The sequence below is a fragment of the Kaistia adipata DSM 17808 genome, from assembly GCF_000423225.1.
Lineage (GTDB): Bacteria > Pseudomonadota > Alphaproteobacteria > Rhizobiales > Kaistiaceae > Kaistia > Kaistia adipata.
This window is the reverse complement of the sequence record NZ_KE383991.1, coordinates 444,759-470,204: the sequence shown is the minus strand read 5'-3', so window position 1 is coordinate 470,204 and position 25,446 is coordinate 444,759. Positions and strand designations below refer to the sequence as shown.

23 protein-coding genes are annotated in these 25,446 nt (G+C 65.5%); 14 read left to right on the top strand and 9 right to left on the bottom strand.

Features of this window, described 5'->3' with window-relative positions:
* Nucleotides 1–355 precede the first annotated feature (355 nt).
* The 7 genes from G539_RS26315 to G539_RS0115065 all read left to right on the top strand — a co-directional run bounded on the left by G539_RS26315 (nucleotide 356) and on the right by G539_RS0115065 (nucleotide 7,202).
* Nucleotides 356–1,423 carry a LacI family DNA-binding transcriptional regulator gene (locus tag G539_RS26315; RefSeq protein WP_029075933.1) on the top strand — a complete coding sequence of 356 codons (1,068 nt, stop codon included), beginning with the start codon at nucleotides 356–358 and terminating at the stop codon, nucleotides 1,421–1,423.
* Complete coding sequence (locus G539_RS24990; RefSeq protein ID WP_156911992.1) at nucleotides 1,348–2,232, top strand: inositol monophosphatase family protein; 885 nt, start codon at nucleotides 1,348–1,350, stop codon at nucleotides 2,230–2,232. The genes G539_RS26315 and G539_RS24990 overlap by 76 nt, the downstream gene beginning before the upstream one ends.
* 65 nt (nucleotides 2,233–2,297) lie before the next feature.
* Nucleotides 2,298–3,542: an extracellular solute-binding protein gene (locus G539_RS0115085; RefSeq protein ID WP_051231446.1), complete on the top strand. Its 1,245-nt coding sequence runs from the start codon at nucleotides 2,298–2,300 to the stop codon at nucleotides 3,540–3,542.
* A 62-nt stretch (nucleotides 3,543–3,604) separates the two neighbouring features.
* Nucleotides 3,605–4,663: an ABC transporter ATP-binding protein gene (locus G539_RS0115080; protein WP_029075931.1), complete on the top strand. Its 1,059-nt coding sequence runs from the start codon at nucleotides 3,605–3,607 to the stop codon at nucleotides 4,661–4,663.
* On the top strand, nucleotides 4,660–5,532 hold the full coding sequence (locus G539_RS0115075) for an ABC transporter permease (protein ID WP_029075930.1): 873 nt from the start codon (nucleotides 4,660–4,662) through the stop codon (nucleotides 5,530–5,532). Before G539_RS0115080 ends, G539_RS0115075 begins: the two co-directional genes overlap by 4 nt.
* A 9-nt stretch (nucleotides 5,533–5,541) precedes the next feature.
* A complete protein-coding gene (locus G539_RS0115070; RefSeq protein ID WP_029075929.1) occupies nucleotides 5,542–6,381 on the top strand; it encodes an ABC transporter permease in 840 nt (279 codons plus the stop codon).
* A 20-nt stretch (nucleotides 6,382–6,401) separates the two neighbouring features.
* Complete coding sequence (locus G539_RS0115065) at nucleotides 6,402–7,202, top strand: glycerophosphodiester phosphodiesterase (protein ID WP_029075928.1); 801 nt, start codon at nucleotides 6,402–6,404, stop codon at nucleotides 7,200–7,202.
* Nucleotides 7,203–7,449: 247 nt separating this feature from the next.
* Here the strand turns inward: G539_RS0115065 and G539_RS0115060 are convergent, their stop codons facing one another.
* The 5 genes from G539_RS0115060 to lsrA form a co-directional block, all read right to left on the bottom strand.
* Nucleotides 7,450–8,697: a class II aldolase gene (locus G539_RS0115060; protein WP_029075927.1), complete on the bottom strand. Its 1,248-nt coding sequence runs from the start codon at nucleotides 8,695–8,697 to the stop codon at nucleotides 7,450–7,452.
* A gap of 72 nt (nucleotides 8,698–8,769) precedes the next feature.
* A complete protein-coding gene (gene lsrB, locus G539_RS0115055; protein ID WP_029075926.1) occupies nucleotides 8,770–9,801 on the bottom strand; it encodes an autoinducer 2 ABC transporter substrate-binding protein LsrB in 1,032 nt (343 codons plus the stop codon).
* Between the two features lie 14 nt (nucleotides 9,802–9,815).
* Nucleotides 9,816–10,817: an ABC transporter permease subunit gene (locus G539_RS0115050; protein WP_029075925.1), complete on the bottom strand. Its 1,002-nt coding sequence runs from the start codon at nucleotides 10,815–10,817 to the stop codon at nucleotides 9,816–9,818.
* Nucleotides 10,814–11,869: an autoinducer 2 ABC transporter permease LsrC gene (gene lsrC, locus G539_RS24985; RefSeq protein ID WP_051231444.1), complete on the bottom strand. Its 1,056-nt coding sequence runs from the start codon at nucleotides 11,867–11,869 to the stop codon at nucleotides 10,814–10,816. Before lsrC ends, G539_RS0115050 begins: the two co-directional genes overlap by 4 nt.
* The gene (gene lsrA, locus G539_RS0115040; RefSeq protein WP_029075924.1) at nucleotides 11,862–13,358 is read right to left on the bottom strand and encodes an autoinducer 2 ABC transporter ATP-binding protein LsrA; all 1,497 of its coding nucleotides are present in this window, start codon (nucleotides 13,356–13,358) and stop codon (nucleotides 11,862–11,864) included. Before lsrA ends, lsrC begins: the two co-directional genes overlap by 8 nt.
* A gap of 242 nt (nucleotides 13,359–13,600) precedes the next feature.
* Between lsrA and G539_RS0115035 the strand changes: the two genes are divergently transcribed.
* The 5 genes from G539_RS0115035 to G539_RS0115015 all read left to right on the top strand — a co-directional run bounded on the left by G539_RS0115035 (nucleotide 13,601) and on the right by G539_RS0115015 (nucleotide 18,747).
* On the top strand, nucleotides 13,601–14,548 hold the full coding sequence (locus G539_RS0115035; RefSeq protein WP_029075923.1) for a sugar-binding transcriptional regulator: 948 nt from the start codon (nucleotides 13,601–13,603) through the stop codon (nucleotides 14,546–14,548).
* 10 nt (nucleotides 14,549–14,558) lie between these two features.
* Nucleotides 14,559–16,124 carry an autoinducer-2 kinase gene (gene lsrK, locus G539_RS0115030; RefSeq protein ID WP_029075922.1) on the top strand — a complete coding sequence of 522 codons (1,566 nt, stop codon included), beginning with the start codon at nucleotides 14,559–14,561 and terminating at the stop codon, nucleotides 16,122–16,124.
* A gap of 57 nt (nucleotides 16,125–16,181) precedes the next feature.
* Nucleotides 16,182–16,502 carry an antibiotic biosynthesis monooxygenase gene (locus G539_RS0115025; protein WP_029075921.1) on the top strand — a complete coding sequence of 107 codons (321 nt, stop codon included), beginning with the start codon at nucleotides 16,182–16,184 and terminating at the stop codon, nucleotides 16,500–16,502.
* Nucleotides 16,503–16,636: 134 nt separating this feature from the next.
* A protein-coding gene (locus G539_RS26760) for an IS5 family transposase (RefSeq protein WP_156912059.1) occupies nucleotides 16,637–17,396 on the top strand; the annotation gives its coding sequence in 2 pieces (ribosomal slippage) (nucleotides 16,637–16,788 and nucleotides 16,787–17,396; 762 coding nt in all).
* Between the two features lie 193 nt (nucleotides 17,397–17,589).
* Entirely contained in the window at nucleotides 17,590–18,747 is a 1,158-nt protein-coding gene (locus tag G539_RS0115015) for a helix-turn-helix transcriptional regulator (RefSeq protein ID WP_169516656.1), read from the top strand.
* A 269-nt stretch (nucleotides 18,748–19,016) separates the two neighbouring features.
* On the opposite strand, the gene G539_RS0115010 is transcribed toward G539_RS0115015, so the two are convergent.
* The 4 genes from G539_RS0115010 to G539_RS24970 all read right to left on the bottom strand — a co-directional run bounded on the left by G539_RS0115010 (nucleotide 19,017) and on the right by G539_RS24970 (nucleotide 23,058).
* On the bottom strand, nucleotides 19,017–19,754 hold the full coding sequence (locus tag G539_RS0115010; RefSeq protein WP_029075919.1) for a FadR/GntR family transcriptional regulator: 738 nt from the start codon (nucleotides 19,752–19,754) through the stop codon (nucleotides 19,017–19,019).
* Nucleotides 19,755–19,838: 84 nt separating this feature from the next.
* Nucleotides 19,839–20,837, bottom strand: a complete 999-nt coding sequence (locus tag G539_RS0115005; protein WP_084640022.1) for a Gfo/Idh/MocA family protein — start codon at nucleotides 20,835–20,837, stop codon at nucleotides 19,839–19,841.
* 12 nt (nucleotides 20,838–20,849) lie between these two features.
* Nucleotides 20,850–21,620 (bottom strand): creatininase family protein, encoded by a 771-nt coding sequence (locus tag G539_RS24975; protein ID WP_051231440.1) that lies wholly within the window; start codon nucleotides 21,618–21,620, stop codon nucleotides 20,850–20,852.
* Nucleotide 21,621: 1 nt separating this feature from the next.
* The gene (locus G539_RS24970; RefSeq protein ID WP_084640021.1) at nucleotides 21,622–23,058 is read right to left on the bottom strand and encodes an aldehyde dehydrogenase family protein; all 1,437 of its coding nucleotides are present in this window, start codon (nucleotides 23,056–23,058) and stop codon (nucleotides 21,622–21,624) included.
* 153 nt (nucleotides 23,059–23,211) lie between these two features.
* Here G539_RS24970 and G539_RS0114990 point away from each other — a divergent pair, with 153 nt between their 5' ends.
* Both G539_RS0114990 and G539_RS0114985 read left to right on the top strand, forming a co-directional pair.
* Nucleotides 23,212–24,480: an ABC transporter substrate-binding protein gene (locus tag G539_RS0114990; RefSeq protein ID WP_169516655.1), complete on the top strand. Its 1,269-nt coding sequence runs from the start codon at nucleotides 23,212–23,214 to the stop codon at nucleotides 24,478–24,480.
* Between the two features lie 86 nt (nucleotides 24,481–24,566).
* The gene (locus G539_RS0114985) at nucleotides 24,567–25,445 is read left to right on the top strand and encodes a carbohydrate ABC transporter permease (protein WP_029075915.1); all 879 of its coding nucleotides are present in this window, start codon (nucleotides 24,567–24,569) and stop codon (nucleotides 25,443–25,445) included.
* The last annotated feature ends 1 nt before the right edge of the window (nucleotide 25,446 follow it).

Below are 25,446 nucleotides of genomic sequence, written 5' to 3'. Positions count from 1 at the left end.
GGCGGAGGCCAGGACCTTCGAGGCGAGAGCGTCTGCCGACCGCTGGGCTTGGCGGGTTGGGATGTTGCGGGGTTGCGCCGCCGGAGGCAGGAGCGGGGCTGGGAGCGATCGCTCGTTCCCAGTGGTCGAACGAGCGGTGCGACGCGCGGCAGATGTCGATGCGGGACCGGCTGCCCGGAGGCATGTCGGCCCGCCCCGAATGATCATGGAACTGTCACGTGGGTGAAATCCGGGCGTCATGAAGGCCTCCTAGAACAGGGGCATTCAAGACCCGCCGGACACCGAACGTGATTGGCCCCTGCAAGATGTTCTCGCTGGTAATACGTATGACCGTACTGACGGGCGGGGCCTGGTGATGGCCCCCGTCAAGGCGAACGGCATCAGCGCCGTGACATCGCGGGATGTGGCGAGGGCGGCGAATGTTTCCCAGGCCTTGGTGAGCCGCGCCTTCTCCGGCAAGGGCCGCATCGCCCCTGAAACGCGCGAGCGCATCCTAGCCGTGGCTGCCGAGATCGGCTGGCAGCCCAATGCGCTGGCGGCGGGCATGGTCACGGGGGACGCGCCGCTGGTGGCCGTCATCACCACGCGCCTGCACTTTGACTGGCGCGCCCGGGTTCTGTCGCGCCTTCTCAAGGCCTTTGAGGAGTGGCACCTCAAGCCCATCCTGTTCTACGCCGAGAATGACGACCAGGTGGATCGGCTGCTTGGCGAGACCATCAGCTGGCGGACCCGTGGCGTTATCGTCACGGCAGGGGTGATTGGCCGCGAGCGCGCCGACGCGATCCTGTCGCGCGGCCAGTTCCTGGCTGCGCTTAATCGTCCGGCCAACCATTCTGGCGCCTTCTCCGTTGCCACCGACAATCCGCTCGGCGGCGCGATGGCGGCGTCGCTCCTCGTCGCCGATGGGCGCCGTCGCTTCGTCGTCCTGGGCGGTCCGCAGGGTGGCTGGGCGAACGGTCTGCGAACCCAGGGGTTCCTCGATGCCATGCTGGAGCGCGGCATCGCTCCCTCGGTGTGGAGCAATCCGGTCATGTCGATCGAGGCCGGCAAGGCGTGCGCCGAGCGGTTTCTCGCCATGCCGCCGGCCGAGCGGCCGGATGCGGTGTTTTCGACGAACGACGCCATGGCGCTCGGTTTCATCGACGGACTGCGTCCCTCGGGCATTTCGATCCCTCGCGACGTGGCCGTCGTCGGCTTCGACAACCTCCCCGCGTCCTCCTGGACGCCCTATCAGCTGACGACCTTCGAGCAGCCGCTCGACGACATGGTCAGCCGCGTCCTCGACCATGTCGAAACGCACCAGCAGAGCAGGAACACCGCCTCGACGGGTTCGGATGGCTCGTCCTGGTGCGCCGGCACGGACGGGGTCCTGTACTGCCCGCCGCGCCTGATCGTGCGGTCAACTTCCGGAGTAACAGAATGAACGACGCCATTGCCGGCCGGCTCGCGCTTGGCCAGCACCTCGCCCACGAAGCCGGCCGCCTCGCGCTGGCCGCCTTCCGAAATCCCGCGCTCCGCGTCGACAGCAAGGGGCCCGGCGATGTCGTCAGCGAGGCGGACCTTGCCATCGAGAAGATGGTGCGGGCGGCGGTGCTCGACGCCTATCCCGAAGACGGCGTGATCGGCGAGGAGTTTGGCGGCGCGGCATCCGCCGATGGCTTCACCTGGCTCATCGACCCCGTCGATGGCACCGTGAACTTCGCCCGCAAGCTCAGTTATTTCTGCATCTCCATCGCCTTGCTCAAGGATGGCGGGCCGATCGCGGCCTGGGTCCTCGATCCGGTGCTGGATGAGCTCTTCTCGGCCGATGCCGAAGGCAACGCCTTTCTCAATGGCGCGCCGATGCGCTGCGCCTCGCCGTCCGATTTCGCGGAGGCGGTGGTCGGCCTCGGCTTCTCCCCACGCCATCAGAACGACCTGGGCGGCATCATCGTCGCAAGGCTGTTCGAGGCGGGCGCCGAAAACCGGCGGCTCGGGGCTGGAGCCCTGTCGCTGGCGCATGTCGCCGCCGGTCGCCTCGACGCCTATGTCGAGCCGCACATGAACGCCTGGGATGCCGTTGGCGGGCTCTATATCGCGTCCTGCGCGGGGGCCGTCATCATCGACTACGTGTCGATGGATGGGCTCCGCCACGGCGCGCCGGCCTATGCCGCGGCACCCGTGATTTCCGATCAATTGCTCGGCCTGCTGCCGGCTCCGTTCTCCGGCTCTCCGCTACTTCGGCAGAAATGACCAGCGGCGTTCCGGTGAAGTTGCGACCCGATCGCGATCCTCTCGGTCAACTTGGAGACATCTCAATGAAAGCCCTTGTCGCAGCATCTCTCGCTGCCCTTCTCAGCACCGCGGCGTTCGCGGCCGAACCGGTCGGTTCGGACAAGTTCAACACCGATCCGGGTTTCGACCTGGCGACGCTGACGGCCGACAACTTCTATGACGTTATCGTGCCGCTGGCGAAGAAGGAAGGCACGGTCACCTTCTACGATTTCAGCGACTCCTTCGGTCCGCTGTTCAACGAGCACCTGATCCCCGAGTTCGAAGCCAAGTACGGGCTCAAGGTCGAGTATGTGCGCGGCGAGGGCGACGCCTCGGCGCAGCAGCTCGTGGCGGCTCGCAATGCCGGCGCCAAGTCTCCGGCCGACGCCTATTTCGTCAGCTCCGGCAAGCTCGGTCTGCTGCGCGATGCGGGCACGATCGCCAATGTGCCGCTCAACACGCTGCTGCCGAACGGCAAGGCGCTTGACCCGAAGATCGCGACGGTCTCCGGCGGGATCGAGCATGGCGGCTCCTATGTGCCGTTCCACCGCAACCAGACCAGCATCGTCTATGACTCCGGCGCGTTCCCCGCGGATTCGGTGCCGACCGACCTCGATGCCCTGCTTGCCTGGGCCAAGGCCAATCCGGGCAAGTTCATCGTCACGTCGCCGGGCGGTGGCGGCTCGGGCAGCGGCTTCCTGCAGTCGATCGCCTTCGCCAAGGTCACCGATCCGGAATGCCGCGCCGCGTTCAGCAACTACAAGATCAGCAAGGACGAGGCGACGGCCTTCGCGGCCAGCAGCTGCATGAACCCCGTCTGGGACTACTACAAGGAACTCCTGCCGGCCGTCGAAGTCACGAACGGCAACTCCGACACGCTGAACCTGATTGCCAACGGCGGCGGGGCCATCGGCACCGCCTGGGAAGACATGGCCTACGACTTCTCCGGCCGTGGACTTCTGCCTCCGACGGTGCGCCAGCAACTGCTCGTGGAAGGCCAGGTCGGCGGCGGCGACGGCGTGTTCCTCCCCGTCAACGGCAAGGCGCCTGCCGGCGGGCTGCTGTTCATCGACTTCCTGGTCAGCAAGGACGTCCAGCTCGAGAAGCTGCAGCGAAACGGCTCGCGTTCGGCGCGCACCGACCTCGATCCGGCGGCGACGTTCACGTCGGACCAGGTTGCCCGCCTGATCCCCAATGACCAGTTCGCCACCCGCGCTCGCGAAAGCATGCCCGCGCCGCTGAACAACGCGCTCAGCGCCTACTTCGTCGCGAACCTGCTGCGCAAGTAACCGCCGACGCCAAGCGGTGGCGGCGCAAACTGTGCCGCCACCCCTCCAGAAGGAAAGCAGACATGGACTGTTCGATATCCATTCGCAATCTCATCAAGGACTTCGGTTCGACGCGCGTTCTCAAGGGGCTGGACCTGAATATTTCCGCGGGCCGCTTCGTCACGCTGCTCGGGCCGTCGGGTTGCGGAAAGACCACGCTCTTGCGGTCCGTCGCCGGCATTTCCGATCCGACCTCCGGCGAGATCTGGCTCGGCCATCGCCGCATTGATGGGGTCGCACCCGAAAAGCGCAATTTCGGCATGGTTTTCCAGACCTACGCGCTATTTCCCCATATGAGCATCGAGAGGAACGTGGCGTTCGGGCTCGAGATGCGCCGCGTTGCCAAGCCGGATATCGCGCGTCGCGTCGCGGCCGCGCTCGATCTCGTCGGCCTCGGGCAGCACGCCCGGCGCCTGCCGCGCCAATTGTCGGGCGGCCAGCAGCAGCGGGTTGCGCTGGCACGCGCCATCGTCATCGAGCCGAACGTTCTTCTGTTCGATGAACCGCTGTCCAATCTGGACGCCAAGCTGCGCGACAGCCTGCGGGAAGACCTCCGGACGCTCCAGCAGAAGCTTGGCATCACCTCGATCTATGTCACCCACGACCAGACGGAGGCGATGGCGCTTGCGGACGAGATCGTGGTGATGAAGGACGGCGAGATTGTCGAGCGCGGCACGCCGGTCGATCTCTACCGCCGCCCTGCCTTCCGCTTCACGGCGGAGTTCCTGGGAATGACCAACGTCATCGACGCCGAGGTGAGGGCAGGAGAGTGCCGATTGCCGTGGGGCGCGGTGCGGCCGGTCGAGAATCCCGACGAAAGGAATGTCGAGGGCATTGCGATCCGTCCCGAAGACCTTTCGATCGAGTCGACCGACGGCGAGGCCGACGGCGTCATTGAGCAATCGATGTTCATGGGAGCGGCGACGCATTACTGGATCTCCGTGGGCGGCAAGACCCTGCGCTCGATTGCGACCGGCGGACATACCGCGGTGCTCGACAACGGCCAGAAGGTGAAGCTGACGGCCCCTCCGAGCCTGCATCTGCTCCGGAGCTTCCAGCCTTCGCCGGGGGCGGTGTCATGAACGAGGCGACGCGGGTCCGGACGCCCGTTCTCCTGCTCTGCCTGCTTCCGGGCGTCGGCTACCTGACCGTATTCTTCGGCGTGCCGCTCGTGCGGGTTCTGGTGGGAAGCTTCTCCAGCAACAAGCCCGGCGAGTCGTTTCCGACGCTTGATACCTGGGCGACGCTGTTCGCCACGCCGGTCTATCTCGATGGCCTTTGGTTCTCGATCTGGCTCGGGCTCGCTCCCACGGTCCTCAGCCTTTTGGTCAGCCTGCCGCTGTCGGCCCTGATGCTGGCCAATGAACGAAGCCGGAAGCTGTTCGGCGCCTTGTACCGGGTGCCTCTGGTGGTTCCTGGCATCGTCGCCGGGTTCCTGGTTCTCGTCATCCTCGATCGCGGCGGCATGGCCGCGCGTCTCGCGGCCCCGCTTGGACTGACCCTTCCGCGTCTCGTGCGCGACGAATGGGGCCTTGGCGCCATCATCGCCTCGTCGTGGAAGTCGATCCCCTTCATGACCCTGATCATCTCGGGCGCCATGGCGTCCATCAACAAGGAGGTCCTGTCGGCGGCGCGAACGCTGGGCGCCGGCCGGGTGACCATCTTCTGGCGCGTGCAGATGCCGCTGGCGAAGCCGGGCATCACCGCCGCGGTGCTGCTGAGCTTTATCGGCTCGCTCGGTTCCTTCGTCATCCCGAGCCTGCTCGGTCCCGCTTATCCGCTGCCGCTCAGCGTGAGCATGTACAGGGAAGGCTTCCAGAACGGGAACTGGCCGATGGTCTACGCGATGGGCACGCTGCTGAGCGTCGTCGCGATCGGCATCCTTCTCGTCTACTACGCGATCGTCGGCTCAACCGGTCGCTCCCAGCCCCTTTCGAAGCGCGACAGCTGAGGCGCCCCGATGAGCGTATCGACACACAACAGGCGCACCCAGCTCTGGGTTGGCTGCAGTCTTTATCTCTATCTCGCCATCACCCTTTTCCTGCCACTGGCCGTCATCGCCATGTGGGCCTTCTACGATCCCAAGGTCGGCTGGTTTCCGCCCAACATCGTTCCGCGTTCGTTTTCCGTCTCGGCCTGGCGCGAGGTCCTGTCCGACCGCCAGATCCTTCCGTCGGCGATGCTCAGCCTGTTCGTCTCGACGGTGGTGACCGTCCTGACGGGCTTGCTCGCCTTTCCGACGGCCTGGGCGCTGGCGCAGTTTCCGTTCAAGCTGAAGCGCGCGGTGGAGGTCTTCGTCCTCGCGCCGCTGATCGTCCCGGGCATCGTCGTGGCCGTCAGCCTTGGCGAGGTATTCTTCTCGTTCGGCCTGTCCGGAACGGTGCTCGGCGTGATCCTGGTGCAGACCATCGGCACCCTGCCGCTGATGATCCGCATCCTGACCGCCACCCTGGAGGGTATCCCGAAGGAGCTGATCCTGGCGGCGCGGACGCTCGGAGCTTCCCAGCGGACGGCCGTGCGGCGCATCGCGCTGCCGCTGGCGTGGCCCGGCTTCTTCGCGGCGGGCCTGCTCAACTTCATCGCCTCGTTCGAGGAGTTCGAGAAGAGCTTCATGGTCGGGGCACCGCAGGTGCAGACGCTCGCCGTGCGGCTCTGGAGCTATCTGGGCGGTGCCGTCCTGGTTTTGCCGACCGCAGCGGTCGTCACCTTCATCCTGCTCGTTCCCATGCTCGTCATCTTCTTCATCGCAGAGCGCATGCTGAAGGAAGACGTGATGGCTTCGGGCCTGGGTAAACTCTAGTCCCAACAAGGAATACGCTTGTGAGAAAAAGCTACTTCGCCGCCGAGAACGGTTTCGTCCACGTCTGCGGGCATCGGGGCCACAGCGACGGCGCCCCGGAGAACACCATCGCCGCCTTCAAGGCGACGCGGGATCTCGGCGGCACCAGTATCGAGATCGACACCGTCCTCACCAAGGACAACGAGATCGTCGTCCTGCATGACCTGCTCGTCGACCGGACGACCAACGGCACGGGTGCCGTCAAGGACATGACGGCGGCGGAGATCGCCAAGCTCGACGCCGGCTCCTGGTTCGGTGCCGAGTTCGCGGGCGAGCGGGTTCCGACCCTGCGTGAGGTGATCGCCAAGGCGCATGAGCTCGATCTGGTGATCGAGGCCGAGATCAAGGAGAAGCTCAATCCCGCCGCCTATATCGAGGCGCTCAAGCCGGTGCTGGCGGATCCGCGCGACTGCGGGCGGGTCATGATGATCTCGTTCGACCACGCGCATCTGAAGGAGGTCAAGGCGGCGATCCCGCATGTCCGCACCGGCGGCATCGTCCACGAACGTCTGGCTGATCCGGTGGCGGTCGCGCGGGCGGCTGACCTCGACGAACTGTGCATCGACCTGTCGGTGTTCGACCCCGAGCACGCCAAGCGCCTGCACGAGGCCGGCATCGCCATTCGCTGTCATGCCTACAGTCCGGCGACGATCGACATGTCGATCCGCGCAGGACTTGGCTGGACCGACGATCTGGCGGCCTGGCTCAAGGCGGGCCTGATCGACACGCTTTCGGGCGACGATGTCGATTGGCTCCGCAAGTTCCGCGACGCCGCCCTGTAGCGCCGGTTCGGCCGCAGAGTCTCGGTTTCCGGCCGGCCAGGCAAGGTCCGCCTCGATCCGGGCGCGCCGAAGCCTGGCCGGCCGGGATCGAGCGATATCCCGGCTGGCGGGCCCTTGGCGCGCCGCCGGCCCGCCCGCAGAGATGCGCTCTTCAATCAGCCTGATGGCCGCGGCCATCCCTTTGGTCAGGCCGTCTTGGTTGCGCGCGCTGCCGGCTAGGGGCCATGGCGCGCAACGCCGATTTGTCTCAGGCCGATTTCAGCTTGGCCTGCTCGAGCGACCAGTATTCCATGTCGAAGAGGTCCGCTTCCGAGATCGGCGTGAAGCGGCCATAGGCTTCGGCGGCGTTCATGACGCGGGTCGACTGCTCGATCAGGTCGCCGGCGATCTTCGCCGCCTTGGCATTGGCGCCGAGGCCGAACATGCCCTCGCCACGCACGATCACGACGCGCGGATAGGCGTCGAGCATCGTCTTCGGCTCGGCGGCCTTGGCGGCGTTGCGCTCGAAATAGGCCGTGTAGCGCTCGATATAGCCGGCGAGCGCCTTGTCGATATCCGCCTCGGAAGCCCCGGCATTGAGGATCAACGGGAACGGCTTGATGCGGATGACGTGGTCGGGCGTGACCGTGCCGCGCGATGCGATCGCCTGGACATCCGGCTTGGACACGTGGCGGCGGATCGCCGGCGTCGAGCGGTAGTCGAGCGCAAGGCCCTTGGCGAAGGGCGAGCCGGCGCGGGTGAGGGCGGCGGTCAGCCGCTCGACCAGCGCCGGGTCGGCGTCGCGGTCGCTTGCCTGCGGGCCTTCCAGCGTCACGCCGGCGCGGGCGAGCTCCTGCTCGGCGAGCGTTGCGAATTCGATCATCAGCTCATAGGCGCCCTCGGCCGTATCGGCGAAGCTGAACAGGCCGTGGTTCTCGAGCCAGAGACCCTCGCAGCCGGGATGGTCGCGATAGACCTTGTCGCCCTCGATCGAGAGATCGAAGCCGGGCATGACATAGGGGACCCAGGCGAGCCGGTCGCCATAGATGCGCTTCACGGTCTCGCGCATGTCGGGCTGGTTGGCGAGCGCCAGCGCCGCCGTCGCGTGCGTATGGTCGACGAAGCGGAACGGCAGGAAGGCGTGCAGCAGCGCCTCGACCGAGGGATTGGGCGAAGCCGGGTCGAGCAGTGCGGAACGCAGCAGCGCCACCATCTCGGGATCCGAAAGCTTGCCGCCGTCGCGCGCAGCGAGGAGCGGTTCCATCCGCACGGCCGGCAGGCCCGGCGCCTCGATGGTGTCGAGGTCCCAGCCGCTGCCCTTGATGTGCATGATCTCTTGGCCGTCGGCGCCGGTCACCTTGGCCGAGGTGTTGCCGCCGCCATGCAGGACGAGATCGGGATCCTGGCCGATAATGCGCGACGTATAGATGCGCAGCCCGAGCGCCTCGCTCTGGCCGGCGGCAAGGGCTGCCTCAATGAAACGATTGGCCTCGTCGCCGTTCCAGCGGCTTTGCATGGGTCAGGATCCGTCTGTTCTGGAGAAATGGATCGGGCGGCTCCGGAGGAGCCGCCCGCGCTGGTCGTTCGATCAGAAGTCGAAGTTGCCGATGTTTTCCTTGGTGAACACGGTCCGCTCCGGCAGCAGGACAATGCCGTTGCCGTCGGCCTCGAACTCGTAGCCCTGGACGCTGTTCGGCGAGACTTCGATGGTGCCGATGCCCGGGATGTCGAGCTTGTCGCCGACCTTCATCTTGCCGTTCTTCAGCACGTGCTCGGCGACATGGACCGAGATCTTGCCCTGCTGGGTGACGTCCCAGAGGCCGAAGCGCTTGATCGTGCCGCGCTCGACATAGGGGCGCATGACGTTCGGCGTCGAGAAGCCGACGATGTTGACGCCATCGGCGCGCTTCAGGTTCTCGGCCGCCTGGGCCGCTGCCGGCAGGGCGTTGGCGTCGGGCGCGATGATGATGTCGAGGTCGGGGTAGGTCTGCAGGATGCTCTCGGCCGTCTGCAGCGACTTCTGCGCGTCATTGTAGCCGTACTGGGTGGTGACGATCTCCCAGCCCGGATGCTCCTTGGCGATCTTCGCCTTGGCGGCTTCCGCCCAGGCATTCTGGTCGGTCACGGTCGGGCTCGAATAGAAGAACGCGACCTTGGCCTTCTCCTTGGTCACGCCCTCGGCCGCCATGTCGACCAGCAGACCGCCGAGCTGATCCGGCGTGCCCTGGTTGATGTAGTAGCTGCGGCAGTCCGGATTGACGTCGCTGTCCCAGGTCATGACCAGCACGCCGCGATCCATGGCGCGCTTCAGGGCCGGGCAGAGGCCGTCGGGCGACACCGACGACACGACGATCGCGTTGTAGCCCTGGTTGACGTAGTTGTTGATGAACTGGACCTGGGCCGAGACGCTCGGCTCGGTCGGGCCGTCATAGGTCACCTTGGCGCCGACTTCCTCGCCGGCCTTGACCGCGCCGGCGCCGCCGCTGGTGAAGAAGCCGACGCCGACCAGCTTCGGAATGAAGGCGATCTGGGATTCGGCCTGCGCCGCGCCCGAGGCGAACATCGTGCCCGCCAGCAGGGTCGCCGCCATCAGGCCGGACTTCAGGAACTTCATCGTCATTTCCGTTTTCCTCCTCAAGATGCCATGGCCCGATCGTTTCGTTTCTGTCGGGCGACAGCGATGAAATCGGCCAGCAATGCGCTCCCGTGGCGCAGTGCGACCGCCGCGACCAGCAATCCTCCCGAAAGTGCGCTGGAAATCTGGCTCGGAACCCCGCTCGCCTGCAGGCCCTGCTGCAGGTAGCCGATGACGAAGGTCGCGAGCAGCGTGCCGAGGATCGAGCCCTGGCCGCCATAGATCGAGGCGCCGCCGAGCACGGCGGCCGTGACCGCCGGCAGCAGCGTCGAGGCGCCGAGATCGACGCGGGCCGAGCCGAAATAGGCCGACATCACGAGGCCGGCGATCGCGGCGCAGACGCCGGTGATGACATAGGTGATCGTCTGCGTTGTCACGACCGACAGGCCGGAATAGCGCGCTGCCTCGGCCGACTGGCCGACGAGGAACACGGCGCGGCCGAAGCGGGTGAAGTGCAGCAGCACGACGAGCACGGCGGCGAGGCCGAGGAAGACGGCGAGCGGCGCCGGCAGGCCGAGGAACTCGGCATAGCCGAAGGAGGTGAAGCTCGCCGGAAAGTTGCCGATGCCCTCATAGCCGCCGGCGCCGACGACGCCGGACAGCACCGTCGCCGCGCCCTGGAACAGATAGAGGCTGCCGAGCGTGACCACGAGCGGCTGGATCTTCGACAGGTGGATGACGGTGGCGTTGAGCAGGCCGGCGAGCGCACCGGCGACGAGCGAGAGACCGATCGCCAGCGGCAACGGCAGGCCGAAGAAGTTGGAGACGCCGAAGACGATGGCGCAAAGGCCGATCGCCGAGGCGAAGGAGACGTCGATGCCGCCGGCGATGATGACCAGCGTCAGCGGCAGCGCCACGATGCCGATCTGGACGAAGTCCGACGTGCCGTAGACGAGGTTGCCGACGTTCAGGAAGCGCGGGTTGATGTAGCCGAACACGGCGAGCTCGGCGACGAGCATCAGGAACAGCGCCGCTTCCCAGCGGAAGAGCAGGTTTTTCATCGGCTTGCCTCCGCCAGCAGGGCATTTTCGGCGATCTTCTCCGGGCTCCTGCCGACCGCCTCGCCGGCTTGCGGCGCGCGGTCATGGACGGCGTAGCGGCGGGCGCGGATACGGCGATCGATCAGGAGGCGGATGCGTCCGTCGAGTAGCAGCACAATCAGGAGGATCGCGCCGGCGATGAAGTCGTTCCAGAACGCCGGGATCTTCAGGAACACCAGCGCGCTGTCGATCGAGGTCAGGAAGATCGCGGCGGTGAAGACGCCGGCGACCGAGCCGCTGCCGCCGAGCAGGCTGACGCCGCCGAGCACGTTGACGGCGATCGCCTTCAGCTCGATGCCGTTGCCGGCCTGGTTCGGGATGAAGCCGATCTGCGCCGCGAAGATCAGGCCGGCGATCGCAGCACAAGCGCCGGACGCCACGAAGGCGGTGAACTGCACGCGCCGGACCGGCACGCCGAGATGATGGGCGGCGTCGCGGTTGTCGCCGACGGCGTAGAAATAACGGCCGAACCGGGTCCGGCGCAGGAAGATCCAGGCGAGCACGAACAGCGCCAGCACGGTGATGGTCAGCACGGAGACGCCGAAGCCGATGCTTCCCGCCAGCGCCTTCAGATCCTGTGGCAGGCCCTCGATCCAGCGTCCGCCGGTCTGGATCAGCATGATGCCGCGATAGAGGCCGAGCGTGCCGAGCGTGGCGACGATCGAGGGGATGCGCAGATAGGCGACGAGCAGGCCGTTGATAGCGCCGGCGACGACGCCGGTCAGGATGCAGAGCGCGATCGCCAGCGGCAGGCTGACGCCGGCGTTCAACGAAAGGCCCAGCGTCGCGGCGCTGAGGCCCAGGATGGAGCCGCTGGAAACGTCGATGTTGCGGGTCAGGATCACCAGCATGGTGCCGAGCGAGATCAGGAGCAGCACGAGGCTGTTCGACAGGATCACCGAGGCGGTCGCGCCCGAGAGGTAGCCGGGCGCGGCGACGCCGAGCGCCAGGCAGGCGACCGCCATCACCAGCACCAGCATGATGACGCGGTTGCGCGCGACGAGATTAAGCATGGGCCTGCTCCCCCGCGCCGAATGCCAGGCGGGCAATCGCGTCGACGCTGATGTTCTCTGTGAGTTCGCCGCCGAGCTGGCCGAAGGCCATGACCGTGACGCGGTCGGCGAGCAGCTCGATCTCGTCGAAATCGGACGAGATCAGGATGACGGCGACGCCGTCGGCCGCCAGCTGGCGGATAAGGGCGTAGATGTCGTTGCGCGCCGCCACGTCGACGCCGCGGGTCGGTTCATCCAGCACGAGCACCTTGGGCTTGGCCGACAAGCACTTCGACATCAGCACCTTCTGCTGATTGCCGCCCGAAAGCGCCTTCGCCGACTGGCCGGGGCCGGTGCACTTGATGCCCATCCTCTGGCGGAAGCCGTTGAAGAGGCCGCGCTCGCGGCCCGGCCGCAGGAAGAAGGGCAGGCGGTGGATCAGGTAGGACGAGGTGTTCCAGTAGAGCGGCGCGTCGAGGAACAGGCCGTTCTGCTGGCGGTCCTCCGGCAGGTAGACGAGGCCGGCGTCGATGCAGCGGCGCGGTGAGCGGCTGGAAAGCTCGACGCCGTCGAGCGTGACGGAACCGGCGCTTTGGCGGCGCAGCCCGAACAGGGTCTCCGAGAATTCCGTGCGGCCGGCGCCGACGACGCCGGCGAGCCCCAGCACTTCGCCGGCGCGGACCTGCAGGCTGATGTCGCGGAACCCTTCGCCGCTCAGCTTGCGCACCGACAGGCGCACGGCGCCGCCTTCGCGGGCCGATCGTTCGGCGACAACGGGCGTGGCGCCGGTGGCGACGCGGCTCATCGCATCGATGATCTTGGCGTCGCTATAGGTGTCGAGCGGCCCGCTGAGCACCACGACGCCGTCGCGCAGCACGCTGATCGTGCCGCAGATCTCGCGGATCTCGCGCAGCTTGTGCGAGATGAAGAAGATGCCGACGCCCTGGGCCTGGAGCTTGCGGACGCGCTGGAAGAGCGCGTGCACCTCGAACGGCGTCAGCGCCGAGGTCGGCTCGTCGAGGATCAGGACGCGCGCCTCGCGGATCAGGCCGCGCAGGATCTCGACGATCTGGCGTTCGGCGATTTCCAGCGTCGCCGCCTGCGCGTCGAGGTCGAGCGTCACCGAGAGTTCGGCGATCAGCTGCTCGACCCGCTTGCGCAGCGTGCGCGGTGACGGGCGCAGGCCGAGGCAGATGTTCTCCAGCACCGACTGGTTGCCGAGGATGTGCGCTTCCTGCGGCACCAGATAGAGGCCGAGCTGCTGCGCCAGCGCCGGCGAGGCGTGGGTCAGCGGCTCGCCGTTGATCTCGATCGAGCCTGCATTGGCCGGCACGAGACCGGACATGATCTTCATCAGCGTCGACTTGCCGGCGCCATTGCCGCCGAGGAGCGCATGCACCTCGCCCTTTTGCAGGGCGAGCGAGACCCCCTTCAGGACCGGCACGGAACCGTAGGATTTCCATATTCCGGTGAGCTGTGCGGCCCTCCCGGCCACGATCTCCGCAGTCATTCCGCACCTGTTCAGATGTCTCTTGTTGTTTTCAAGTGATCACAAGATTCGGACGGCGTCAATATGCTCGGAATCGGGGGTGTTGCGACGGTTCAGGCATTTTGCGCTTCAGTGTGGGGATTTTCGGAGCTTTTTCGGTTGTGCCGGGTAGCGTGACACATGTCGAGCTTGCGCTGTTGACGGATCAAATGTTTTTGCGATATCGATATGATCACGTCTCGCGAGAGAAGGAAGCTCGCCGAATGGCCTTGGACAGCAACGAGTGGAGCTATGGCGATGCCGACGAGGAGATCCTCACGCGCATCGCCTGGTACTATTACAACGACGGCCTGACGCAGAACGAGATCGGCGAAAAGCTGAGCATGTCGCGCATCAAGGTGTCGCGCCTGCTCGAGAGCGGCCGCCGGTCCGGCATCATCCAGGTCCGCATCAACTCGCGCTACCAGGGCTGCCTGTCGCTCGAGCGCGAGATCAAGAGCCGCTACGGCCTGCTCGAGGCCTATGTCGTGCCGGAACTGCCGGAGCAGAGCGCCAGCGACCGGCTCGGCCAGGCGGCGGCGCAGTTCCTGATGCAGCGGCTGCAACCGGACGACCTTCTCGCCGTCGGCTGGGGCGCCACCGTCAGCAACGCCATCCAGCGCCTCGGCCATCTCGCCAATGAGCGCAATATCGGCCTGGTCAGCCTGACCGGCGGCGTCGGCACCTATGTCGACGGCATGCGCACCGCGAACTGGGGCAGCAGCGTCCATCTCGTGCCGGCCCCGCTGGTCGTGCGCGACCCGGACGTCGCCAGGAACCTCTCCTCCGAGCCCGCCGTCGCCAACCTGCTCGACATGGCGCTGAACGCTTCCTACCAGCTGGTCGGCATCGGCGAGCTTTCCGGAACGTCGACTGTGGTGCGTTCCGGCTATGTGACGCCGGACGAGATCGAGCCGCTGCGCCGCAAGGGCGCTGTCGGCGACATCCTCTGCCAGTTCTTCAGCGACAGGGGCGAAGTGCTCGACCTGCAGCTGCACGACCGCGTCATCGGCGTGAAGCTCGCGGCGCTGTCGCGCGCCGAGAAGGTCGTCGCGACGGCCGGCGGCCTGGAAAAGGTGCCGGCCATCCACGCCGCGCTCAAGGGGAAGTTCGTCGGCATCCTGATCACCGATGAAACGACGGCGCTGGGTCTGATGGACCTCAAGGACTAGGGAGAGGGTTATGGCGGGGACGTATCTTCTGGCGGTCGATGCCGGAACCGGGAGCGGCCGTGCGGTCGTCTTCGACGCGGCGGGCAACCAGGTCGCGGCCGCGCAGCATGAATGGTGGCACAAGCCCGATCCGCGCTTCGAAGGCTCGATGGATTTCGACATCGAGGGCAACTGGGCCCATCTCGCCCGCGCCATCCGCCAGGCGATCGCCAGCGCCGGCATTTCGGCTGCCGACATCGCCGCCGTCAGCGCCACCAGCATGCGCGAGGCGCTGGTCGTCTATGACGCCGAGGGCCGCGAGATCTGGGCCTGCGCCAATGTCGACAGCCGCTCGAACAGCGAAGTGCGCGAGCTGAAGCAGCAATTCCCGGAGCTCGAGGCGCGGCTCTACGGGCACACCGGCCAGACCTTCGCGCTCGGCGCGCTGCCGCGCCTGCTCTGGCTGAAGCGCAATCTGCCGGAAGTCTACGACCGGATGCACCGGATCAGCATGCTGTCGGACTGGGTGCTTGCGCGGCTCTCGGGCGTTCTCGCCAGCGAGCCCTCCAATGCCGGCACGACGGGCCTGTTCGATCTTCGCGAGCGGCAATGGATGCCGGAGGCGATGCGCTGGGCCGGCATGCGCGACGACATCTTCCCCGAGACGGTCGAGCCCGGCGCGGTGATCGGCCATGTGACCGCGGCGGCGGCCGAGGCGACCGGGCTCCGGGCCGGCACCCGCGTCGTCGCCGGCGGCGGCGACTGCCAGATCGGCACGGCTGGCCTCGGCGTCGTCAACAAGGGCGATTGCGCCGTGCTCGGCGGCACGTTCTGGCAGCAGATCGTCAATGTCGAGCAGACGCTGACCGATCCTTCCATGAATCTCCGCATCAATCCGCATGTCGTCGCCGGCCTCAACCAGGCCGAGGCGATCAGCTTCTTCGTCGGCGTCGTCATGCGCTGGTTCCGCGACAGTTTTGGCGCGGCGGAGGTGGCGGCGGCCGATGCCGACGGGGGCGATGCCTATGCGCGGCTCGAGGCGCAGTCGGCGCATATCCCGCCGGGCGCCTATGGCATCATTCCGGTGTTCTCCGACGTGATGCGCTACGGCAAGTGGTACCACGCCGCGCCCTCGCTCCTGAACCTCTCGATCGACCCGGAAAAATCCGGCAAGGCCGCGATCTTCCGCGCGCTGCAGGAAAACGCGGCGATCGTCGCGGCGCGCAATCTGGCCGCGATCTTCGCGCTCTCCGGCGTGACGCCGAAGCGGATCGTCTTCGCCGCCGGCGCCGCCAAGTCCGCGCACTGGGCCCAGATCCTGTCGAGCGCGACGGGTTTGCCCGTGGTGACGCCGGTGGTGAAGGAGGCGACGGCGCTCGGCTGCGCCGCGGCCGCCGCGATCGGCGCCGGGCTGCAGCGCGACTTCGTCTCGACCGCCGAAAGCTGGGTGCGCTGGGACCGCCATTTCGAGCCGGAGACCGCGCACAAGGCAATCTACGACGAGGCCGGCGAGCGCTGGGCGCGCGCCTATGCGCTGCAGCGCCAGCTCGTCGACGAGGGCGTCACCACCGCGATGTGGAAGGCGCCTGGCCTCTGATCTCGAGACTTGGCCGCGTCGCTGGCGCGGCCGCGACCTGATTGAAAAGGAGTGAACATGCTCATCCAGATGGTGACCATCATGGTCAAGCCGGGCCATGCCGACGACTTCATCGAGGCCTTCCGTATCAACTACGAAGGCACGCGCCAGGAGCCGGGCAATTTGCGCTTCGACGTCCTGCGCGATCCGGATGATGCCAACAAGTTCCTGATCTACGAGGTGTTCAAGTCCGCCGCCGCGCTCGAGGAGCACCGCCGCACCCCGCACTACCAGAAATGCGTCAGCCTGCTCGAGCCGATCCAGACCGGCCCTCGCACCAAGGTCTTCTACCATGCCGAGATGGCGGACTTCCTGGCCGATGCCGTGACCGAGGGCTAGACCCGCGCATGGAGAGCGCGCACGGATAGGAAGCTGAACGGCCCCAACGGCGGGCCGGCTAGGGTCGGTACTCAATAAGGTCTGGCGACGCAGGAGTATTTCTGATTCAAGGCTTCTGGAAGGGAGCCTTGAATATGACGAAGCAGGTTCAGTGGCTTAGTGACGATGAGTGGAGTCGGATCGAGCCCTTGCTGCCGCGTGGGCGCAAGGGCGCTCATCGTGTTGACGACCGGCGCGTGATCTCGGGCATCGTCCATATGCTGAAGAGCGGATCCCGATGGCGCCTGTCCATCGGAGTTTGGCCCGTACACGACGGTCTACAACCGCTTCAATCGCTGGAGCCGACAGGGGCTCTGGTTGCGGATGTTCGAAGCGCTGACCGGGCACAGCGGCATCTTCGACGGCGCGGCGATCGACGCCACCCACGTCAAGGCGCATCGCTCCGCCGCAGGCGCAAAAGGGGGGGCCTTCGCCCACGCCATAGGCCGCTCGCGTGGAGGGCGGAGCACCAAGGTTCACGAGTTGGTGGACGACCGTGGCCGGCCGTGCGTCCTCCTGCTCAGCGCCGGGAATATCAACGATATCAGCATGGCGGAGGCGCTGATCCAGGCGGCAGGGCCGATCCGGCTGTTGTTGGCCGACAAAGGCTATGACGCCAACCACCTCAGGCGGCGCCTGGCCGCCCAGAGCACAGAGGCAGTGATCGCGTCCACCGCTTCGCGACGGGAACCCATCCCTTACGACACCATCGCCTACAAGGATCGAAACCGCGTCGAACGCATGTGGTGCAGACTCAAGGACTTCCGCCGCGTCGCTACCCGATACGACAAGCTGACCAGGAACTACCTCTCCGGCGTGCCCCTGGCCGCAATCCGCGCCTACTGGCTCAATTGAGGCCAGACCCTAGGCCCAATAGCTTGTAGGCAAAACGTATAGCGAGCGGGCCTCGTGTAACACGGCATCCGCTCTGACGTCGCGACGAACGCCCCCCTCTTGGCCGGATGCGAGTGTATTGCACCTGGTTTGCCGGAGGCTCCAGCTCCAAATCTATTAGATGCTACGCAGCCTACCCAAAGCTAACCAATGCATGCTATTTACCGCCAGGTTTCCTTTGGGGCTTCTCGGCAAAATGCGCATTGATTTCGCCAAGCTCGATCAAGCTCTTGATAGAGCATTGGAGGCGGCGGTCGATCACTCGCTATGGCCAAGCGTTCTTCAAGGCCTGGCAAATGTGACGGGTTCGTTTGGGGCAAACATCATCCCGGCGAGCAAACGAGCACCAGGACTGGTGATTGCGACCGAGAGCATGAACCGACCGCTTGAGGACTACTTCAATGACGGCTGGCATGAGAACGAGTGGCGACTACGCGCAATTCCGTTCTTGCTGAGGCAAGGGACAGCTTGCGATCAGCAGTACACATCGCGAGACGATTTCGAGCGTCAGGCCTACTACCGATTTCAGGCCAAGCATGGCATCGGCCGCACCTGCATGGTCAACTTCTCTACGCCAGAGGACATGTTGGTGCTCACGCTCCACCGAAGGCTGGAGCACGACTTCTTCGCGGATGATGAAATTGCCATCTTCCGGGCCATGAGGGACCGCCTCATGACGTCATCCATCATCATGCGCAGCGCATCCAAACAGAGGGCTTCGGGTATGGCCGAGGCTTTTGAAATGACCGATGTTGCAGCGATCTTCTTTGATCGCTTTGGCAAGGTAACCATGATGAATGACCTGGCGTCTCGTCTGCTCGGCAGGGACTTGCAGGTCACCGACAGACAGTTGCGTTCCCGACGGCACAGCGAAACCGCGAATATCAACAAGCAGATGCAGTCAATCTTGAGCGAACACTGGCTGCGACCGGATCGTTCCAGCGGACCGATTTTTGTCGCGCGCGATGGAGCGCGCCCGCTGGTTGTTCGCATTCAAAGGCTAGGCGGAAGTCTCCCTGACTTCTTCTCGCATTCTGTCGGTGTTTGCCTCGTGGAGGATCCAGAAGCGACGCCAAGATCCGAACCGGGAATACTCAGACAGGTTTTCGGCCTGACCCCTGCCGAAACGGACATCGTGATCATGCTCGGCAAGGGCCAAAGCTTGCGCAATATCGCGGAGGCAAAGTCGATCACTTACGAGACTGTGCGAACACACTTGCGCTCGATCTTCAGCAAGACAGAGACGAGCAGACAGGCTGAATTAGTAGCACTCATGGGTCGAGTAGCAACTAAGAGCTGGTTGCGAAGTTAGATTCGGCCTCTACTTGGTGCGAGTAACATCAACCAGTCAAGCGGCACATCGACGTACGCTAGCGCTTTCCTTCGCGCGAACCGCTGATCAACTCGTCTGAGGACGCTCTCGGCACGACGGAGGAAATGGCCAGGCGTCGCGCTCGATCGCTTCCGGCGTTCGACGCAGGCGGCTCGCGTCGCCTGACAGCGGCGGTTTGGCTGGTTCGATACGGTCCGACCAATGCTTCAATCGGGGCGCGGTTTCCGCATGGGACGCGCCTCGCGCGCCTACTGCCAGATGTTGATCGTGGCCAGGATCCGCATGAGGTGCTCTGACATCAGATCCTCGGCACGCTTGGCGTTGCGATCGGCGATCGCTTCGACGATTGCTCCGAGCTCCTTGCTCGTCTGTTTCCGCACTAGCTCCGGCGCCTGCTTTTCCAATTCCTTGCCGTCGAACTGCACGGCGCGTCGGTCGGTTACGATGCTCTCCATGACTTGGAGCAGGAAGCGGTTCTTGGTCGCGGCGAAGAACTGACGGTGCAGGTCGTAGATCTGCTCCTTGAAGTCGCGCCAGCTCGGCGAGACGACGATCGCCTGCAATGTCTGCCGCATCTCGGCGATGGCCGCCTCATCGATCCGGTCGACGACGAGATGCATCATCGCCGGCTCGAACAGGAGGCGGCCCTCGACGATCTCCACGAAGCTCGGAACCGAGCTGTGCTCCGTGACGCTGGTCTGGTCCATTCGGCTGAACACGTCGAGCGCGTCGTCAGCGAGGAAAGTCCCGCTGCCGACGCGCCGGTGGATGAGGCCCTCGCGTTCCATCATGGTCAGCGCCGTTCGCACCGCCGTCCGGCTCGTATTGAGCTGGCGGGCGAGGTCGCGTTCGTTCGGGAGCTTGGCTCCCGGAACCATGTGGCCGTCATGGATGCTCTTCAGCAGGGAGCGGTAGACGAGGGACGGCGTTGCCCGCTCATGAGTCGAGATGGCGGTGAGAGGGGCAATGACGATTGGGGACGACATGGATGAACCTGACTGGCTTCTTGGTTCGCGAGAAAGCCGAGATCCCGGAAAAATGTCAACCATTGCCGCGCAATTCGACGCGCTTCAGCGAATGACGTCCTCCGGTTGGCCTGTCTCGGCCGACCGTGCCAGGGCGTCCAACACCGGGATGGCGTCGAACGCCTCGCGATAGTGCTGGAGATAGGGCGTGCCGGCGATCGTGGCATCGACGAAATGGGCAAGCTCGTCGGCTAGGTCCCCGACGATCCGGCCGTTGATCTCGGGCCAGAGATGCGTGTCGCCACCGGTCGTAGTGCTGTCCTCGACCGCGTAGAAGCCCTGGTCGGCGCAGTCGAGATAGGTTGCCGCCCGGGTGCCGACGATTTCGAGCGCGGCGCGGTAGCCGTTCATCAGCCCGTCCGGCCAGGCCCAGCTATAGTCGATGTTGCCGATGGCCCCGTTCTCGAAATTGACCACGGCATAGAGGGCGTCTTCGTTGCCGGTGCCGAGCACCTGCCGCTTCTGGGCATAGACGCGGCTGATGCGGGAGCGCGCGATCCACTGCATGGCGTCGATGTCATGCACGCCCATGTAGAACAGGATCGAACTCGCGGAGCCGAGCCGGCGCGCCACCGAGCGGACGCCATTGCGCTTCGCGCGCAGATGGATGGGATCGCCGAGGCGCTCGGGGGCGGCGGCGGCGTGCACCTGCACGTAGCGCGGATCGAAGCGCAGGATATGGCCGATCATCAGGCGGACGCCGGCGGCTTCGACGGCGTCGACGATCCGGCGGGCGCTTTCGGCGTCATGGGCGAGTGGCTTTTCGAGCAGGATTGTCTTGCCGGCTTTCGCCGCCGCGATCGCGACATCGACATGCTTTCGATCGGGCACGGTGAGCGACACGGCCTCGATATCCGGCCGGTCGAGCAGCGCCTGGTAGTCGGAATAGACATCGGCCTCAAGGTCGGCGCCGAGCTTTGCGGCCTTGTCCGCGTCGAGATCGCAGACCGCCGCCAGTCTGGCGTTGGGGATGCGATGATAGATCCGCGCGTGGCGTTCGCCGAAATAGCCAAGCCCGATCACGCCGACGTTCAATTGTCTCATGTTTCCCTCTCCCTAGCCCATCCGCCAGCCGGCGAAATCGTCAATGAAGCGCACCAGTTCGTTGACCACGGCGGCGTGGAAATCGCTGCCCTTGCCGGGCGATGCGAGCATCGGGTCGCCAAAGGTGCCCGTCTCCGAAAGGTCTGCGAAGTCGTGATAGGTCCGAATGGCAGAGCCGCCGAGAAGATCGGTGGTCAGGTAGGACGAGCCTGGATCCGGATAGGCGGCGACGGCCCTGTCGAGATGAACGAGATCCTCGCGCACTGCCATCATCATCGCCGTCTCGAACTCGCAGGCGTGCCCCATTCCGCCCGGACCGGATTCGCGCAACCGCGCGATGGCTTCGCGGGCGAGCTGGAAATAGGTGAGGCAGGCGATCCGCGCCTTGCCGTGGAAGCGATGGCCGAGCGTCGAGCCGAGAACGTCGATGACGCCGCCATTGCCGCCATGTCCGTTGACGACGAGGATGCGCCGGAAACCATGCTCGACCAGGCTGCCGACGATGTCGCCAACCAGCGCCATCAGCGTCTCGGCGCGGAGGGTCACGGTCCCGGGGAAGCGCATGTGGTGCGCGGAGAAGCCGTACCAGGGCGGCGGCATCACCACCGCCCGGCCGGCCAGCCGCGCTGCCGCGCCCAGCGCGACGCTTTCCGCCAGCATGGTGTCGGTGCCGACGGGCATGTGCCGGCCGTGCTGCTCGACCGAGCCGATCGGCAGGACGAACACGGTCCTGTCGCGATCGAGTGCATCGATCTCCGGCGAACTCAGTTCCTCGTAGCGCATGTCATTTCACCGTGAACGTGGCGGTCTTCAGGTCGGACATGGCGATGAGGCTGTGCTTGCCGCCGATGCGGCCGATGCCGCTTTCCTTGCCCGAGATGCCGCCGAAGGGGATGTGGAGTTCCCAGTAGTTGCTGGTGTCGTTGATGTTGACGATGCCGGTCGGCAAGGTCTCGACAAAACGGAACGCGCGGTCGAGATCGCGGGTGAAGACGGAGGATACCAGACCGTACGGGTTGTCGTGGGCCAGACGGATCGCTTGATCGTCGTCGGCGACGGCGACGAGCGGTGCCACCGGTCCGAAGGTTTCCTCGCGGTTGATCAGGCTGTCGGCCGGCACGCGGTCGAGGACTGTCGGCTGGAAGTAGAGGGGGCTCGGCATGTCGGTCGCCGCCCCGCCGCCGGTCAGGGCGCGGGCGCCGCGGGCAAGCGCGTCGTCGACATGGAGCGCGACCTTCTCCGCCACGCCCGGATTGTTGAGCGGGCCCATCGTGATGCCGGACTGGCGCGGATCTCCGAGCTTCACCTCGCGCGCCGCCGCCACCATGCGCTCGGCGAATTCGTCGTGGATGGCCTGGTGCACGATGATGCGCTCCGACGAGGAGCAGACTTGGCCGGCATTGACGAAGCAGCCCGAGGCTGTCGCCGCCGCCGCCGCTTCGAGATCGGCGTCGGGAAGGATGATCACTGGACCATTGCCGCCCATTTCCATGAGCAGCGGCTTGCCGGCGGCGCGTTCGCAGATGCGACGGCCGGTCACCGGGCTGCCGGTGAACCCGACCGCGTCGGTGCCGCGATGGGCGACGATTTCATCGCCCACAACCGCGCCGGCACCGGTGACGAGGTTGATCACGCCGGGCGGAAGGTCCGCTTGTTCGAGAATCCTGGCCAGCCCGACGGCGACCAGCGAGGTCGTCGGCGCCGGCACCCAGACGACGGTGTTGCCGGCCGCGATGCCGGGAGCGAGATACTCGACCGGAATGTTGACCGGGAAGTTCCAGGGGGTGATGACCGCGTAGACGCCGCGCGGCTGGTAGAAGGTCATAACGCGCTTGCGCGGATCCTCGGTAGGGATCGTGGCGCCTTCGATGAAGCGAACGAGGTCGGCGGCGAGATCGAAGCCGTCGGCGGCCTTGCCGACCTCAAAGCGCGCCTCGGCGATGGGCTTGCCCTGCTCCAGACAGAGCAGGCCGGCGAGGGGCGCTGCCTCGGACCGGATCGCTTCGGCGATGCGTCGGCAGATCCGGGCCCGCTCCCACAGGGACACGGCGCGCCAGCGGGGCTGCGCGCGGCGCGCCGCCTCGATCGCGAGGATGGCCGTTGCCCGGTCGCTCCAGGCAATCGATCCGATGACGGCGCCGTCGATGGGGCTGTGGGCGGGCCGCGTCTCGCCGTCCAGCGAGGGACGCCAGACCCCGTCGATGAAATTGTCAGCGTTCATGAGTGCACCAAAGCGCGTGAAAGTGGTTGATATTGGTTTCAGGCAGTTCTTATAGTCTGCGGATCGGCCATCCTGTCAACGCTCATGGGAAGGCCGCACCGGAAATCGGATCCACTTGTCGTTTATGGAGGGATGGCGACAATGAAACCGCGCATGAAGGCATGGTTTGGCGCGCTGGCGATCGCCGGCACGGCCCTGACCGCTCAGCCGGCCCTGGCCGATGTCAAACTGGAGTTTGTCGTCTGGAACTATTCGATCGACACGATCCAGGACAACATCAAGAAGTTCGAAGCCGAGAACCCCGGCATCACCGTCAATCTGACCGACTATACCTGGCCGGACTACCAGGACAGTTTGCTGTTGCGCTTCCGCGGCGGCACGCAGACGGACGTCGTCTATGGTGGTCAGGATTGGCTGCCCGCCTGGGCCGCAGCCGGTTATCTTGCGCCGCTGGAGGACATTGCTCCGGCCGAGACGCTGGATGCGCTCAAGAAGGACATCGCCGGCTTCGCGCTCAGCGACATGACCTACAAGGGCAAGCTCTACGGTCTGCCCTATTATGCCGACACCATATCCTTCCTCTACAACAAGAAGATTCTCGAAGAGAAGGGCATCCCGGTGCCGACGACCTGGGATGAGGTAATGGCGGCTTCGGAGAAGCTGAAGGCGGACGGCATGGAGCGGCCGATCGTCTATGAATACAATCAGGAGCTGCCGAACTTCTTCGATGCCTTCGTCGCGCAGACCTATTCCCGCGGCGGCGATCTCTTCGATGCGGACAAGAAGGCGATCTTCGACAATCCGGAGAACGCGGCGTATCAGCAACTGCAGTGGCTCGCCGACGCCTTCGCCAAGGGGCTGGTCCAGCCGGAAACGCATGAATCCAAGATCATTCCGGCGATGAACACCGGCAAGCACGCCTTCACCATCGTCTACAACTATGTCCTGGCGGCGATGAACACGCCGGGAGAGCAGGCGCTCGCCGGCCAGTTCGCGCTGGCGCCGATGCCGGGCTCGGCGCAGTCGACGCTCGGCTTCACCAAGTTCTATGCCGTCACGGCGAAGACGGCGGCGGACGCCGAGCGGGCGGAAGCGGCGTGGAAGTTCGTCAACTTCATGGCCGGCAAGCCCTACAAGGTGGCCGAGCGCTGGGCGGCGGAGAAGGGCCTGGGTTTTGGCCAGATGCCGCTGTTCCAGAACAAGGACGTCATCGACGCCTGGCAGAAATGGGTCGACGTGCCGACGCTGGAGAAGCAGGTCGCATCCGCCAGGGCGGGCACCTGGACCGAGTGGACGGTGATCTGGTCTGCCTATTTCCGGCCGCTGCTGGCCAAGGCCATGGTCGGCGAGGCGAGCGTTGCCGAGACGATGAAGGCGGGCGCCGAGCGCTGGAACATGATGCAGGCGCGTTTCGCGAAGTGATCTGACGACGTGCCGGGTCCGCGATATCGTGGACCCGGTCCTTTCGTTCCGGTTGATCCGGACGGCTCTTCAGGGTTTCCCCGATAATGTCGACCATCGAACGCTTTCCGGCCGCCTGGGTGTTGCCGACGTTGATACCCGTCGCCCTCTTCACAATCTATCCGGTCGCCGAGGCGCTCTGGACCAGCCTGCACCAGGTCATGGTGCTGATGCCGGACCAGCCCTTTGTCGGGCTGGAGAACTACAAAACCGTGATCTTCGGCGACTACTTCGCCGACGCGTTGCGCAATTCGCTGCTCTTCGTGCTGTTCTGCGCACCTCTGGTCGTGATCATCGGCACCGCCGTGGCGCTGTTCCTGCGCCGCCCGTTCTTTGGAGCGGGTATCGTCCGGTCCGTCGTGTTGCTGCCTTGGGTGCTGCCCGGCGCCATCAGCGCAGTTCTGTGGGTGTGGGTGTTTCATCCGAGCTTCGGCGTGCTCAACGGCCTGCTGAAATCGCTCGGATTGATCGAGCGCTCGATTCCCTGGCTCATCGACGTCAATCTCGTCTTCGTCTCGATCGTTGCGGCTCATGTCTGGACGCAGGTTCCGTTTGCCGTGGTCCTCGTGATGGCGGCGCTGTCGGCAACCAATGAGGAGGCGATCGAGGCGGCGAAGATCGACGGGGCCAATGCGCTGCAGCGCTTCCGCTTCATCACCTTTCCGCAGATCAAGGCGATGATCGTCGTTCTCTTGATCTACAACGCTTTGACCGCCTTCACGGCCTATGACCTGGTCTATGCGATGACGGGCGGCGGTCCCGGCACCGCGACGACCCTGCTGGCCTTCCAGATCTGGCGCGAGAGCTTCTCGATGTATGATTTCGGCGCTGGTTCGGCTGTCGCCTTCATCGTCGTTGCCATCTCGGCACTGCTGATCCTGGCGATTTCCAAGGCGATGCCGTCCGATCTGTTCGAGGAAGCCTGAC